This is a genomic window from Bacillus sp. Marseille-Q3570 (assembly GCF_946151055.1).
In the GTDB taxonomy this organism is placed as follows: domain Bacteria; phylum Bacillota; class Bacilli; order Bacillales; family Fictibacillaceae; genus Pseudalkalibacillus.
This window is the reverse complement of record NZ_CAMGYZ010000004.1, coordinates 238,037-252,534: the sequence shown is the minus strand read 5'-3', so window position 1 is coordinate 252,534 and position 14,498 is coordinate 238,037. Positions and strand designations below refer to the sequence as shown.

The 14,498-nt window shown below is 43.0% G+C and carries 11 protein-coding genes and 1 riboswitch; of the genes, 9 read left to right on the top strand and 2 right to left on the bottom strand.

The window, feature by feature from the left end; genetic code table 11:
• Nucleotides 1–183: 183 nt before the first annotated feature.
• On the top strand, nucleotides 184–1,161 hold the full coding sequence (gene pta, locus N8M93_RS09090) for a phosphate acetyltransferase (protein WP_261131169.1): 978 nt from the start codon (nucleotides 184–186) through the stop codon (nucleotides 1,159–1,161).
• A 383-nt stretch (nucleotides 1,162–1,544) separates the two neighbouring features.
• Here pta and N8M93_RS09085 read toward each other — a convergent pair whose 3' ends face one another.
• Nucleotides 1,545–2,378 (bottom strand): lipoate--protein ligase family protein, encoded by an 834-nt coding sequence (locus N8M93_RS09085; protein WP_261131458.1) that lies wholly within the window; start codon nucleotides 2,376–2,378, stop codon nucleotides 1,545–1,547.
• 364 nt (nucleotides 2,379–2,742) lie between these two features.
• Between N8M93_RS09085 and N8M93_RS09080 the strand changes: the two genes are divergently transcribed.
• The 4 genes from N8M93_RS09080 to N8M93_RS09065 all read left to right on the top strand — a co-directional run bounded on the left by N8M93_RS09080 (nucleotide 2,743) and on the right by N8M93_RS09065 (nucleotide 8,299).
• Nucleotides 2,743–3,987, top strand: coding sequence for a dicarboxylate/amino acid:cation symporter (locus tag N8M93_RS09080; RefSeq protein WP_261131167.1), 1,245 nt, complete (start codon nucleotides 2,743–2,745; stop codon nucleotides 3,985–3,987).
• A 396-nt stretch (nucleotides 3,988–4,383) separates the two neighbouring features.
• Entirely contained in the window at nucleotides 4,384–5,937 is a 1,554-nt protein-coding gene (locus N8M93_RS09075; protein ID WP_261131165.1) for a spore germination protein, read from the top strand.
• 30 nt (nucleotides 5,938–5,967) lie between these two features.
• Nucleotides 5,968–7,158 carry a Ger(x)C family spore germination protein gene (locus tag N8M93_RS09070; protein WP_261131163.1) on the top strand — a complete coding sequence of 397 codons (1,191 nt, stop codon included), beginning with the start codon at nucleotides 5,968–5,970 and terminating at the stop codon, nucleotides 7,156–7,158.
• Between the two features lie 34 nt (nucleotides 7,159–7,192).
• Nucleotides 7,193–8,299: a spore germination protein gene (locus tag N8M93_RS09065; protein WP_261131161.1), complete on the top strand. Its 1,107-nt coding sequence runs from the start codon at nucleotides 7,193–7,195 to the stop codon at nucleotides 8,297–8,299.
• Here the strand turns inward: N8M93_RS09065 and N8M93_RS09060 are convergent.
• On the bottom strand, nucleotides 8,283–8,483 hold the full coding sequence (locus N8M93_RS09060) for a hypothetical protein (protein WP_261131160.1): 201 nt from the start codon (nucleotides 8,481–8,483) through the stop codon (nucleotides 8,283–8,285). The genes N8M93_RS09065 and N8M93_RS09060 overlap by 17 nt on opposite strands.
• 257 nt (nucleotides 8,484–8,740) lie before the next feature.
• On the opposite strand from N8M93_RS09060, the gene N8M93_RS09055 reads away from it, so the two are divergent.
• The 4 genes from N8M93_RS09055 to N8M93_RS09040 all read left to right on the top strand — a co-directional run bounded on the left by N8M93_RS09055 (nucleotide 8,741) and on the right by N8M93_RS09040 (nucleotide 14,431).
• Entirely contained in the window at nucleotides 8,741–10,033 is a 1,293-nt protein-coding gene (locus N8M93_RS09055) for an HD domain-containing protein (RefSeq protein WP_261131158.1), read from the top strand.
• A gap of 13 nt (nucleotides 10,034–10,046) precedes the next feature.
• Nucleotides 10,047–10,556 (top strand): YwgA family protein, encoded by a 510-nt coding sequence (locus tag N8M93_RS09050; protein WP_261131156.1) that lies wholly within the window; start codon nucleotides 10,047–10,049, stop codon nucleotides 10,554–10,556.
• Between the two features lie 244 nt (nucleotides 10,557–10,800).
• A riboswitch (cobalamin riboswitch) is annotated at nucleotides 10,801–11,002 on the top strand.
• A 146-nt stretch (nucleotides 11,003–11,148) separates the two neighbouring features.
• On the top strand, nucleotides 11,149–13,392 hold the full coding sequence (locus N8M93_RS09045) for a ribonucleoside-diphosphate reductase subunit alpha (RefSeq protein WP_396125473.1): 2,244 nt from the start codon (nucleotides 11,149–11,151) through the stop codon (nucleotides 13,390–13,392).
• The gene (locus N8M93_RS09040) at nucleotides 13,382–14,431 is read left to right on the top strand and encodes a ribonucleotide-diphosphate reductase subunit beta (protein WP_261131153.1); all 1,050 of its coding nucleotides are present in this window, start codon (nucleotides 13,382–13,384) and stop codon (nucleotides 14,429–14,431) included. The genes N8M93_RS09045 and N8M93_RS09040 overlap by 11 nt, the downstream gene beginning before the upstream one ends.
• The last annotated feature ends 67 nt before the right edge of the window (nucleotides 14,432–14,498 follow it).

The window sequence follows — 14,498 nt, the reverse complement described above, 5'->3', positions numbered from 1 at the left end:
TGATTAGTGGATAGAAAGGTTAAGAGAATTGTGAAAGTAAAAACTTCTTTGGTGAAGCGATTACATCATACTCTTTTGGTTTCATACAGGGATAAAAAGGAGTATTGTAGGACATGAAAAAGATAGAATCATTTTATAAACAGTGAATAAAACTCTGTAACAATAGAAAGAGGAGGCGTAAAAATGAGTAATATGTTTTCGGTAATGGAACAGAGACTTAAAGCGATCTATCCTTCAATTGTTTTTCCAGAAGGAAATGATCCTCGTATCATAGATGCAGCTCTACGTTTGGCTGAGGAGAAGATTTTGAAACCGATTTTGATCGGGGACCAGGCATCCATCAGAATGACTTTGGAACAGAAAGGACTTGACCTCGACCTTGTCGATATTCTTTCACCAGCTGATTATGATGGTTTCGATGAAATGGTCGACCTATTTGTAAATCGCCGGAAAGGGAAAGTCAATGAACCTGAAGCGAGGGAAATCCTCCAGGATGTCAATTACTTTGGCACAATGCTCGTTTATATGGATAAGGCTTCAGGACTAGTAAGTGGTGCTGCCCATTCAACGGCAGATACTGTGCGTCCCGCTCTGCAGATCATCAAGACGAAGGAAGGCATCAAACGGACCTCAGGTGCTTTCTTGATGGTGAAAGAAGAAGAGCGGTACATTTTTGCAGATTGTGCAATCAATATTGAACCATCCGCAACGGATTTAGCTGAAATTGCAGCAACTAGTGCTGAAACAGCGCGGGTATTCGGTATCCACCCAAGAGTTGCGATGCTCAGCTTTTCTACAAAAGGGTCAGCAAAATCGGCTGAGACACAAAAAGTGATCGATGCGGTCACCCTGTTGAATGAATTAGGGACTGATTTCCCTATCGATGGTGAGCTTCAATTCGATGCAGCGTTCGTGCCGGAAATAGCTGCAAAGAAAGCACCCGATTCCCCACTTGAAGGTAGAGCGAATGTCTTCGTCTTTCCTGGTCTGGAAGCAGGGAACATCGGTTATAAAATGGTTCAGCGCTTAGGAGGTTTTGAAGCGATCGGCCCAGTGCTCCAAGGGCTTAATAAGCCAGTGAACGACCTTTCTAGAGGATGTAACAGTGAGGATGTCTATAAGTTATCCTTGATAACAGCGATGCAAGCAGTACAAGGTTAAAAACCACACAACAATGAGAAAAAAATCGAGTGTGAAACCATAAATGAAATGGTTCAGACTCGATTTTTATTTTTTGCATTTAAGGAGGCGGGGACGAAACTATTGACTACCAACAGAAAAGACGAACAATGAAAATAGTGGATAAATGAAAGTAGACAAGCGTTGGCCACATCCCTAGGCTCCTGCAGGAACAGCACGAGTAGAAGCCCCCCCCCGGGGAAGCGGAGGATGTTGACGTAGCGGTGCCTTCTTTTAATGCTCACTATGAAACCCTGACAAATTGTATTGTACAAGATTCACTTGTCCCAGCCTCTTCAATAAAAGGGCTACTATGGCTGAGCCTGCCCCAAAGGCTTGATTTGCCGAGTTTTTTTATGTCATCTTCACCGTTCCAGTGCCTTTTTGTTTCGTTCGACGACACGTTTCAGGTAGTAATCATATTGATTGATTTCGGATATGGATAATTGTGCTGAAAGCAGCTCCGAATCTTGCTCTTTTAAATAAAGTAATAAATCCTTCATTAGGTCACTGACAGTGAATGGCTTCTCCCCAAGCTCTGTTAAGGATGCCATTACGTCTGGGTCAACCAAAGGATACGTAAATTTCGTTTCGTGTTCTCCTTTTGCCCGTTCATAAAATCCTCGGATCAACTCAGCACGCTCAGATCCAGAACCGTCCACGCATAGGTAGATTTGAACCGCAATCCCACCGCGCAGGCGCCGCTGCGAAATGCCAGCGAACTTCTTTCCATCAATGCTCAGATCATATTTTCCCGGACAGTAGGATGTGCTGATTTCTTTTTGTTCAAATGTTAACCCATACAGCTTTAAAAGTTGCTCAGTAAGGTAGACCATCGCATCATATCCAAGGTCGATATCGATTTTCTGGTCTTTTTCAGAAAGCACGAGGGATAAATTCAAAACTCCAGCATCAAGTACGACGGCTAGTCCACCGGAATTCCGCACGATGACTTCATACCCTTGTTCTTTGAGGTACTCGACGCCATCTGAAAGGTTTGGAAGCCTGCTGTCCTGAATTCCTAATACGACTGTTTTAGGATGGACCCAGGCACGGACTGTTGGTGGAGAATTTTCAGAACCGATGGAACTGCAAAGGGTGTCATCCATTGCAAAAGATTGAAGAGCATGGAATGAATCTCCAAGTGTTGTCTGGTCTATGATACGCCATTCAGGCTGGGATAATATACGTTTAATCATTTCTTCCATTGCTAAAGCTCCTTTAATAACCTCAACCGTTCTATTATAGCATGTCCTGTGAAAATCGGAATCTCACTCGCTGGGTTTTGTCGATATTTTTATGCTTAACATTAGGAAAAACAGGGAAAATAGGGGTGTAAATGTATGTGAATAGGGGATTTTATACATACAGAAAAGGAGGGGAAAAAGAGAATTTATTGCTATTTTCTAGTAAGGAATAATATTACAAACGCTTACATATCAATGCTTTAACGGGTTTGGTCCTGTATAAACATGCGAAATGTTTTATATTGACATTTGACAACACTCATAAACCATAAGAAAATATCCCATAGCGTAACATAATTAGGTAGGAGGAGAAAATATGAAGTTAAGCGTACAAATCATTATCGGTCTCATATTAGGTATAATCATTGGTATTGTTCTTAACCTTTTTGCCGCCGATTTATTCTCAGTACTAGATAAATACGTTTTCGGCCCGGTCGGAACGATCTTCTTGAATCTAATCAAAATGCTAGTCGTACCGATTGTCTTTTTCTCGATAGCTCTAGGTGCAGCGGGAATCGGAGACCCTAAAAAGCTAGGACGTATCGGTGGAAAAACAATTGGTTTCTTTCTTATCACCACAACGATTGCGATTGTAATAGGGCTTGCTTTAGCTTATGTCATCCAGCCAGGTGCAGGTGGAGGTTTTGACACAGGGCAGGCTAATTTTGAAGCAGAAGAAGCACCACCAGTCGTTGATACATTGTTGAACATCATCCCGACAAATCCGATTGATGCCATGGCGAAGGAAAATATGCTTCAAATCATTGCCTTTTCAATCTTTGTAGGGTTTGCGGTTGCAATGTTAGGTGAAAAAACAAAAGGTGTACGACGTTTGCTTAATGAAGGTAATGACATACTGATGTATCTCGTTAATATTGTCATGGTCCTCGCTCCATACGGTGCATTCGCATTGATCGCGTCTGCAGTCGGAAACTTCGGTCTAGATGCGTTGCAAGCGATGGGACTTTATTTCGGAACAGTGTTGCTTGCATTGCTCTTGCATGCAATGATCACATATGGAACAGCTATTTCAACACTTGGAAAAATGAATCCGATCAAATTTTTCAAGGCCTTTGCGCCAGCAATGACGGTAGCATTCAGTACCTCCAGCAGTAGCGGTACGCTTCCTGTATCCATGAAAACTGCTCAAGAAAACTTGAATGTACCAAAACAGGTCAGCAGCTTCGTTCAGCCTCTTGGAGCAACGATCAATATGGATGGTACAGCAATCATGCAGGGGGTTGCAACAGTTTTCATCGCCCAGGTTTATGCGGTCGATCTTTCTGTGACGCAGCTTATTACAGTTGTCCTTACTGCAGTACTTGCAAGTATTGGTACAGCGGGTGTGCCGGGAGTAGGACTGATTATGCTGGCGATGGTCCTCAAGCAAGTAGGGCTGCCAGTTGAAGCGATTGGACTTGTGCTAGGTGTTGACCGTCTATTGGATATGACTCGTACAGCGGTTAACATTTCTGGTGACGCAGCTTGTGCGGTCATTGTCGCTCAGTCTGAAGAAAAGCACGGCGGAGCACCACAAAAAACGCCAGATCTGGATATCTAATTTTATAACACAAAAGATACAGAGCTGACCGGAGGAGGATTCTCCGGTCAGCTTTTTAAATAGTTATGGAAGTATAAAATTCGGATCTACTACAGTACCTCCAACTGTAGTAGTTTTTGTTATGGAGACAACTATTTTGGAGCGGAACTTTTTGGAAGTGTACCTACCCCGGTTCGTTTTTTATTGGGACAGGACAATAGAGGCAATCCTATCCTTATCCGCCCAAAAAAATCAAATTTGCTTTTCGCAGCAAATTAAGGATCTCGAGAGAACTTCGACTAACTACAAATTCCCGCGAATACAAGTAAAACCCCACCTGTTCAATAACGTATACATCCCCCTTTATATGTGAACAATGGATTTGAAAGCCATTCATTGAAACGGGGTCTATTTTTCATGAAAAAAATAATCGGGAGATCCTCAAAAAAAAATCGGAATAAAGAACGTGTAGCCAATCAAGCGAACTTGAAAAAGAACGAGCCACTAAGTGCCGACCTTAATGACAATATCGAACATATTACGACACTAATGGGGGAGAGCATCGATTTACATATCCAACGGTTTCAATCCGGAAATGGGATAGAAGTTGCTCTTATTTATATCGAAGGTATGGTCGATCAGCATATCCTGACACATTCTATCACCAGTGCTTTGATGGACCTGAAAACGATTGAGGTTCCAAATGATATTAAGGCAGTCGACTATTTTACTGAATCGGTATTATCAACTTCCAAAACGATGAAATTGAATAAGTGGAATGATACTGTTTCGGTATTACTTTCTGGCGATGCAGTAATTCTGATCCAAGGCTCAGATCAAAGTATTGGATGCTATTGTAAGGGCGGGAAAACAAGGGACATTACTGAACCTTCTTCAGAACTTGTGGTCAGAGGTCCTAAAGATAGTTTTACTGAATCGCTTCGGACGAACACGACGTTGATCAGGCAGCGGATCAGAAATCCAGCTTTACGTATAAAGTCCATGCATATTGGCGAGGTGACGAAAACTGAAATCAACATCCTGTACATTGATGGAATTGCAAAGGAGAGCCTGATAAAAGAATTGAAGGACCGGTTATCCAAAATTGAAATTGATGGAATACTAGAATCAGGTTATTTAGAAGAATTCATACAGGATCAAACCTTCACTCCATTTCCGCAAGTGATGAACACGGAACGGCCAGATGTGGTCTCAGGAAACCTTTTGGAAGGGCGGATTACTGTCCTTGTGGAAGGGACGCCTTTTGGATTGATCCTGCCGGTGTCATTTTTTCAATTTTTCACTTCTCCAGAGGATTATTATTTACGGTCGGATATTGCCACGTTTCTAAGATTGTTACGGATTTTCGTATTCTTTGTTTCTTTGATGGCACCTTCTATTTACATAGCAGTGACGACGTTTCATCAAGAAATGATCCCCACCGTCTTATTATTAGGACTGGCTGCACAACAGGAAGGCGTGCCATTTCCTGCTTTCATTGAAGCGATGATCATGGAAATCACGTTTGAAATACTGCGGGAAGCAGGTATTCGTATGCCACGGGCGATTGGCCAGGCGATTTCGATCGTGGGAGCTGTCATCCTCGGGGAAGCGGCAGTACAAGCTGGTCTTGTATCCCCGGTGATGGTTATCGTCGTTGCATTGACAGCGATCTCTAGTTTTGCGACACCACGCTTCAATATCGCGATTTCAGCAAGGCTGATCCGTTTTGTATTGATGATTTCAGCTGCTACTTTCGGCTTTTATGGAATTACGATCGTCCTGATCATGATGATCGCTCATCTAAGTAGCCTGAGATCGTTAGGTATCCCTTATTTGACCTCTGTTGCTCCATTCAATGCGAGCGATCAAAAAGACACATTCATCCGTTTTCCATTGTGGGCGATGAAAAGAAGACCACATGACACACCCCAACCGAATGCTTTGAAACGACAAGCTGCCGATGAATAGATTTAAAGGAACACAGAAAGGAACGGAAATATGAAACGCATCCTCCTCCAGTTCTCATTATTGCTCATCCTTCTACCGCTTTTGACCGGATGTTGGAACAGCCGCCAATTGACTGATCTTGCCCTTGTTATGGCAATGGGCTTCGATCGGACGGAAGAGGGACGATATAAAATATCATTCCAGATTGCTGTGCCTAGCAGTTCTTCTTCTAAATTTTCGGGTAACTCCGATAAAAGCCCGCCGGTAGTTGTGTTCACTTCGACTGGAGATACGGTTTTCGAGGCATTAAGAAGAGCAGCAAAATCGGTACCGAGGAGGATGTTTTTCTCGCATACGAGCAACATCATCGTCAGTGAAGAAATTGCACGACAAGGATTAAGTGACATGCTGGACCTCATTGATCGGGATCCTGAATTCCGGACACAGATTCATATCCTGATTGCAAGGGAGAGCAGCGCAGAGGAGCTTTTGCGACAACTTACACCGCTTGAAGAAATACCTGCACGTAAGATCAGTGGGAGCCTTGAAAATACAGAAAGCCTGATAGGTACAGGATTAGCAATGACAGTTGATGAAATGATCGAGACACTGATCATCAAAAACAAGCAACCGATCATCACTGGAATCAAGTCCGATAAACAGCCAATAGTAACTCAAGAACGTGCCGGAGAACCGAACCTGATCATCGATGGCTTAGCGATCTTCAAGGAAGACCGTTTACAGGAGTGGGTTGACGATAAGGATGCAAGGGGGATTCTTTTAGCATTGGGAAAAATAAAGAGTACGATCGTCAATCTTTCTTGTAAGGGAGAAGAAGATAAAATTGCTATCGAAGTCATTCGTTCGAACACATCGCTTACAGTCAACATGGAACAGGAAATTCCTAAGTTAAAAGTAAACTTAGGCCTGGAAGGGAATATTGCAGAAGTCAACTGTCCATTGGCCATTGAATCTTCAAAGGTCGTCCATCAGCTGGAAAAGAAAACAGAAAAAGAGTTGACAAACGAAGTCATGAAATCAATCCATTCAGCCCAGGAATTGAAACTGGATATTTTTGGATTCGGGGAGGGGCTACACCGGAAAAACCCTGAAGTATGGAAAAAGGTTAAGCATGACTGGAACAATCTTTTTTCTGAAGCTGAAGTGGATGTCAGTACAGATTTCCAGATTAGAAGAGCGGGACTTCGTACGAAAACCATCTATCCATCCGGATCGAACTGAGCAAAACAATTGGGCAAGGAGGAAGGCACATACTATGGAACAAGTAAAAATAAGCACCATACAACTATATGTATTGATGGTCTTCTTCCAACTTGGCAGTGCAGTTGTAGTGGGGCTTGGTCTACAAGCGAAGCAGGGTTCATGGATCGCTATCTTGCTAGGAATGGTAGCAGGTATGGTGTTATTCTGGATGTATACTCGGATTCATCTGTACGATCCTGAAAACACTTATATGGATATGCTCCAAATGGCCTTCGGGAAAGTAGTTGGAAAAGCAGTTGGATTCATATACATCATTTATTTCACTTATCTTGCAGCTCGTATTCTCCGTGATTTTGGTGAATTGCTGCTTTCAGCCACCCTGGTGGAAACACCGTTGTTCGTTATTTTAACGATCATGATCCTCGCTTCATTTTACGTCATTTCGAAAGGGATAGAAGTGCTCGCTAGGACAAGTGAATTTTATTTCCCTATCCTTACCGGGCTGGTGTTCTTAGGTATCGCCTTATTATTTGCCTCTAAAGCAGTTGATTTGAAAAAATTACAACCTTACTTAGGGGATGGTTGGGGAGTGATATTGAAGACGGCTTTCCCGATGACGATGACCTTTCCGTTCGGAGAATTGGTTGCTTTCTTGATGTTGTTCAGATATGTCAATAAAACGAAGAAGATCAGGCCGACGGGGTATTTTGCGATTTTGACAAGTGGTGTGATGCTTGCCTTTACAGCTATGATGGATATAGCAGTCCTTGGTGCTGAAACTGCTGCACGAACCACCTTTCCTTTACTGATGACCATCAGCCATATCCAAATCGGACAGTTTATCCAACGTCTTGATGCAATCGGTGTTTTCATCTTGATCATCGGTATGTTTTTCAAAGTGTCCATTTTTTATTATGTTGCAGTATCTTGTACTGCTTCAGTTTTCAATGTCGACAAATTCAAACAGCTCTTTTATCCCATCAGCTTAGTGATCTTGTTTGGAGCACTGACCATCACTTCGAACTTTTCCGAGCATCTAGAAGAAGGAATGATCCTCGTGCCCTTCTTTTTACACCTGCCATTACAGCTTGGTGTGCCTTTCCTGGTTCTAGCCATCCTTGCAGTCCGTTATCGGAAGGAGTTCAACGCTGTAAAGTGATATAAAATTGGACACCTAAAAATAAAAGAAGGAAGAATACTAACACAAACTCGAATTCTTCTGGTACCTTCAACGGGTTCAATTGGTCGAGGATTTCGATATGAGTATCCAGTTTGTAATCCATCAAAACAGTCATGGCGACGAAGGCACATACCAGTAGGATCGTAATGCCGATGATTTTCATGTTTCCACTCCTGTCCTCATGCTCGGGATAATCTTATTTTCTGCAAAAAAAATTTTTCTATGACCTAAGACATACAGTGGAACGAAAGTAAGCTTTTTCACTTTTTTCGAAGAGGTTTTCATTTCATTTTAGAGAATATATAATTGTAATATTGTCGAAAAACAACATGAGAGAGGCTGACTTTTTTGAAGTCAGTCCCCAATCAATATAGACGCAGCTTCTTCAGGTGTAAGGAGAAAGGGGTATCAAACCAGGCGATGAGCTATATGCTGCAACAATTAGACGAAGAAAAAGTATTTAAAGATCCTGTACACAGATACATACACGTACGTGACCGTATCATCTGGGATTTGATCGGAACGAAGGAATTCCAACGTTTGAGAAGGATCCGTCAACTTGGTACCACGTTTTTAACGTTCCACGGCGCTGAACACAGCCGGTTCAGCCATTCACTTGGGGTATATGAAATCGTTCGTCGGATCATTGAAATTTTTCAAGGGCGGCCGCATTGGGATGATGAAGAGCGCATCCTCTGTTTAGCTGCAGCACTTTTACACGATGTCGGACATGGCCCCTATTCACATTCCTTTGAAAAAGTATTCAATCTTGACCACGAAGATTTTACACAATCGATCATTCTAGGAGATACGGAAGTAAACAGCGTCTTAAAGAAGGTCGATGATGACTTTCCGCGTAAGGTTTCCGAAGTAATCGCAAAAACCTATGAAAACAAGCTTGTCGTCAGCATGATCTCAAGCCAGATCGATGCCGACCGAATGGACTACTTGCTCCGTGATGCTTATTTCACGGGGGTCAGTTACGGTCAATTCGATATCGAGCGGATCTTGAGGGTCATGCGACCGAAAGAAGACCAGGTCGTGATTAAACATAGTGGGATGCATGCTGTCGAGGACTACATAATGAGCCGGTACCAAATGTATTGGCAAGTTTATTTCCATCCAGTGACGCGCAGTGCTGAGGTCATCCTGTCGAAGATTCTTCATCGTGCAAAAGCACTCTACAAGGAAGGCTATACCTTTAAATTGGAACCGATCCATTTTGTTTCTTTATTCAACGATAACGTTGATCTCGATGACTATTTCAAGCTGGACGAAGGGATCATCCAGTTCTATTTCCAGGCCTGGCAGGATGAAGAGGATGAGATTCTCAGTGATCTTTGTGAGCGTTTTTTGAATCGTCGTCTGTTCAAGTATATGGAATTCAACCCAACCGTCCATATGGAACATTGGCACAGGCTTTATACGTATTTCGTCAAAGCTGGGATCGACCCGGATTATTATTTGATCGTTGATTCGTCATCCGATCTTCCTTATGACTTTTATCGTCCAGGTGAGGAAGAAGAACGCCTGCCGATCCACCTATTGATGAAAAGTGGGGAATACCGGGAACTGTCTAGAGAGTCTACTGTCGTCGAAGCCATTTCAGGTAAAAAACGGACCGATCACAAGTTGTATTATCCATCAGATCTAGTAGAAAAAATAGACGATCATGATTTAAAGAGAAAAATCAGTGAAATATTAGAATTTTAGGAGGGGATTCTTCGTGCTTGAGCATCATGCGCGGTTGGTTGCATTGTTCGATTATGCCAGAGAGGTCGTAGGACGGAAGAAGCTTCAGAAGATGGTATATATCGCTAAAAAGTTGAACTTTCCTTTCGGAGAAAAATATCAGTTTCATTTTTATGGGCCATATTCAGAGGAATTGACTTTGCGTGTCGAAGAACTTTGTAATCTTGGGTTTATCGAAGAGACGAGAGAAAAGGTATCAGGCTATTATCAGTATCGCTATACATTGACAGGTGAGGGTGAACAGTTCTTAAAGCATTATGATCTGGATCTGGAGCCGTTGAAGGAGTGTGTTACATCGATGAATGAACAGCCTTCACGAATCCTCGAGCTTATTTCGACCATCCTTTATTTCGATCACCTTCCGAAAGAAGAGGTGGTTGAAAAGGTACAAGTCGTTAAACAAAAACAGAAATATACCGAAGAAGAAATAGAAGAGGCATTCCGTTATATCGAGGATTTGAAAAGCCAGACAATTGTATCGTAAGGTGAACATTTGAATAATCAAAAGGCACATCAGTGAAGGTTTCTGTAGCTGAGTGCCTTTTGATATGGGTTTGATTTACATTAGGTCTTTTTTACTGATTTCTAGGATTATGCATAATTTTCAGGAATTACTCGTCATTTTTCTGGAAATCATGAAAAAATTCCAGGATTTCACGCATCTCCTGAAAAACATATTGACAAACACTACATTTAGTGAGAATGTAAGATTAACAACACAATATATTGATATTTTTCAAGTGACAGGTGTCTCGATAGGAGACTTGATAGGGAATCTGGTGAGAATCCAGAACTGTCCCCGCAACTGTAATTGTCGACGAACGGAATATGCCACTGTATAAGAGAGTCTAGTAATAGGTACTTATATGGGAAGGTTCCTAGTAGGGTGAAGCAAGAGTCAGTAGACCTGCCTGAGCTTGAGTGTTTCAATTCTTCGGGGATTGAGGGTTGAAGCGTGGACGGCTATTCAGTTCGAGTGTGGATCTCTTTTTCAAGGTCATGTCTCAATGTCATATCGTCTCCGTTTCAACCACTCGATAACCGGGTGGTTTTTTTGGATTCATAGAAATGGAGGAATGGATATGTCGACTTTACTTAATAAAAAACGCTTACCGAAACGTATCATCGATCTGACTGAAAAGCTTACTGAAAGATTTCCACATCTAGATATATCGGATTTCACTGAGAAAGCTGCACTGCAATGGGATGAGGCAGATGAGAACGCACTCCTCAACTTGTTGCTGCTCGAAGGGATGGCACGGATCACCCAAGAAGAACCGGATTGGACGTATGTCTGCGCCAAAATCCATCTCCACTCTCTCTATAAGGAAGCGGCACATAACCGTGATCAACTACCTGGTTACGGAAGCTTCCGTGGGCTGCTGCAATCACTCATCCAAAAAGGTCTGTTTGATAAGGAGCTTCTAACACATTATACGAAAGAGGAAGTGGACGAGCTTGAAGCCGCCCTTGTACCTGAACGCGATGAGCTGTTCACATATGCCGGGATCCGGATGTTAGCCGATCGTTATCTGGCTCGTGATCATGATCGTCATTTGTACGAACTGCCTCAGGAACGCTGGATGGTCATCGCGATGACTTTGATGATGCCTGAACCGAAGGAAAAGCGGCTTGAACTTGTAAAAGAAGCGTACTGGGTGCTGTCCAACCTCTACATGACAGTCGCCACACCAACGCTTGCAAATGCCGGAAAAGCCCATGGGCAGCTCAGCTCGTGTTTCATTGATACAGTAGATGACAGCTTACGTGGAATCTATGACTCAAATACAGATATCGCGATGCTCAGTAAGGCAGGTGGGGGGATCGGAGTCTACCTCGGTAAGATCCGTAGCAAAGGGTCTGACATAAAAGGTTACAAAAACACTTCATCCGGAGTGATCGCCTGGATGAAACAGCTTAATACGACAGCCGTGAACGTCGATCAGCTCGGTCAGCGTAACGGAGCTGTCGCCGTCTACTATCCTGTTTTCGGAAAAGACATTTTCGCATTCCTTGATGCCAAGTTGAACAATGGCGATGAGCGTCAGAGGACGCATGACTTGTTCACGGGCGTCGTCATCCCTGATCTCTTTATGGAAAAAGTCGAACAACGTGAAGAATGGCATTTGTTCGATCCTCATGAGGTCAAGAAACAGATGGGATTCGAGCTTGATGATTTTTATGATGAAAAAGAAGGTGGCGGGAGGTTCCGGGAAAAGTACGAACAATGCGTCAAAAATCCGTTGCTGTCACGGGAGACAGTTCCTGCGATCGATATCATGAAGCGGATCATGATCAGTCAGCTTGAAACTGGCGGTCCGTTCATGTTTTACAAAGATACAGTGAACCGCCTTAATAACAATCATCATGAAGGCATCATCTATTGTACCAACCTTTGTACGGAAATTACGCAAAATCAATCAGCAACAACTGTTGAAGAGGAAACGACTACAGATGGAAAAATCATCATCACAAAAACACCGGGTGATTTCGTTGTATGTAATCTATCAAGCCTCTCTCTTGCAAAAGTCGTGAAGGAAGAGGTGCTGGAGCGGGTCATTCCGATCCAGGTGAGGATGCTTGATAACGTCATTGAGCTCAATAAAAATAAAATCGAAGTGAAGCAAGCGATTTTGACGAATGACAAATACCGGGCGATCGGATTAGGGACGTTCGGATGGCATCACTTACTCGCACAGGAAGGGATACGCTGGGAGTCGGACGAAGCGGTGACATTCGCGGATCAGCTCTATGAAAAAATCAATTTCCTGACAATCCAGGCTAGCCATGCCCTCGCAAAAGAAAAAGGTGCTTATCCGAGATTTGAAGGAAGCGACTGGAGTACAGGCGATTATTTTAAAAAGAGAGGGTATGAAAGTACAGATTGGAGCGATCTAGCTGAAAAAATCCAACAAGATGGCGTCCGTAACGGTTGGCTGCTTGCAGTCGCACCGAATGCCTCGACGAGCATCATTGCAGGGTCCACTGCGAGTATCGATCCGATTTTTAAAAAGCAATATGCAGAAGAAAAGAAAAACTCGAAAATCCCTGTGACGGCTCCAGACTTGTCAGCTGAAACAACATGGTTCTACAAGAGTGCGTATGATATCGACCAAAAATGGAGCATCCGTCAAAATGCAGTCAGACAGCGCCATGTCGATCAATCGATATCGTTCAACCTTTATGTACGGAATACGGTGAAAGCGAAGGAGCTTCTAGATCTGCACTTGTCCGCCTGGAAATCTGGATTGAAGACGACCTATTACGTCCGGTCCACCTCCCACGACGATATAGAAGGGTGTGATTCTTGTGAAAGCTGATGCAACTGGAACCCTGAATCTAAGAGAACTTTATGTGCCAGAAGCACCGAACGCATCCACGGGAATTTTGAACGGCAAAAGTTCGAATGTCTTGAATTGGGACGATGTCCGCTATACATGGGCTTACCCGTTGTATAAACAGATGCTTTCAAATTTCTGGACCCCATTCGAAATCAATATGTCAGGGGATCGCAAGCAATACGCGGAGCTATCTGCGGACGAAAAAGAAGCGTTCAACAAAATCATCGGCCTGCTCGCATTTCTCGATAGCATCCAGACCGATTATGCGAACAGGGTGGCAGGTTATTTGACGGATTCGAGCTTGACAGCATTGATGACAGTCCTTGCTTTTCAGGAGGTCGTCCATAATCAGTCATATTCTTACGTCCTTTCAAGTCTTGTCGATAAAGGGAAACAAGATGAGATTTTCGAGTATTGGAAGCATGATTCGGTCTTGAGGGAGCGTAATGAATTCATCATCGAAGGCTATGAATCATTCGTGAAAAACCCGACACCAGAAACGTTCTTGGAATCGATCGTCTACGATGTTGTATTAGAAGGGTTGAACTTTTACTCAGGATTCAGTTTCTTCTATAACCTTGCACGGAACCAAAAGATGGTGTCGACTTCGACGATGATCAATTACATCAACAGGGATGAACAGCTCCACGTCCATCTGTTCACGAAAATCTACCATGCGGTCATCGATGAATTTTCGTTGGATCCAGTAGAAGCAAACCATTTTGTCAGAAGAACATTCGAAAAAGCGACAGAGCTTGAAATCAAGTGGGGGAATTACATTCTAGGAGATCGGTTCCCTGGAATCACGTCATCTGAACTTGATTCCTATATCAAATTCATCGCCAACAAGCGGGTGAATCAGCTTGGGGCGGAGCGGCCGTATCCTGAACATCGCAAAAATCCGATGCCATGGATCAAAGCCTATGAATCAGTGAATGAAGGGAAAAGTGACTTTTTCGAACAAAAATCCCGCCAATATACGAAGGTTTCTGACGATAACGGTTTTGACGAGTTGTAATAGAAGACTTAATGCCTAACAGATAAAATTCACTTGATTGCCAAAAATAGTATAAGGAGTTTCAGGA

What these genes read in the sequence shown, in the direction of transcription:
- N8M93_RS09065 (WP_261131161.1), top strand. Translation starts at nt 7,193, where the DNA reads ATGGAACAAGTAAAAATAAGCACCATACAACTATATGTATTGATGGTC.
- N8M93_RS09085 (WP_261131458.1), bottom strand. Translation starts at nt 2,378, where the DNA reads ATGATTAAACGTATATTATCCCAGCCTGAATGGCGTATCATAGACCAG.
- pta (WP_261131169.1), top strand. Translation starts at nt 184, where the DNA reads ATGAGTAATATGTTTTCGGTAATGGAACAGAGACTTAAAGCGATCTAT.
- N8M93_RS09045 (WP_396125473.1), top strand. Translation starts at nt 11,149, where the DNA reads ATGGATATGTCGACTTTACTTAATAAAAAACGCTTACCGAAACGTATC.
- N8M93_RS09060 (WP_261131160.1), bottom strand. Translation starts at nt 8,483, where the DNA reads ATGAAAATCATCGGCATTACGATCCTACTGGTATGTGCCTTCGTCGCC.
- N8M93_RS09070 (WP_261131163.1), top strand. Translation starts at nt 5,968, where the DNA reads ATGAAACGCATCCTCCTCCAGTTCTCATTATTGCTCATCCTTCTACCG.
- N8M93_RS09080 (WP_261131167.1), top strand. Translation starts at nt 2,743, where the DNA reads ATGAAGTTAAGCGTACAAATCATTATCGGTCTCATATTAGGTATAATC.
- N8M93_RS09055 (WP_261131158.1), top strand. Translation starts at nt 8,741, where the DNA reads ATGAGCTATATGCTGCAACAATTAGACGAAGAAAAAGTATTTAAAGAT.
- N8M93_RS09075 (WP_261131165.1), top strand. Translation starts at nt 4,384, where the DNA reads ATGAAAAAAATAATCGGGAGATCCTCAAAAAAAAATCGGAATAAAGAA.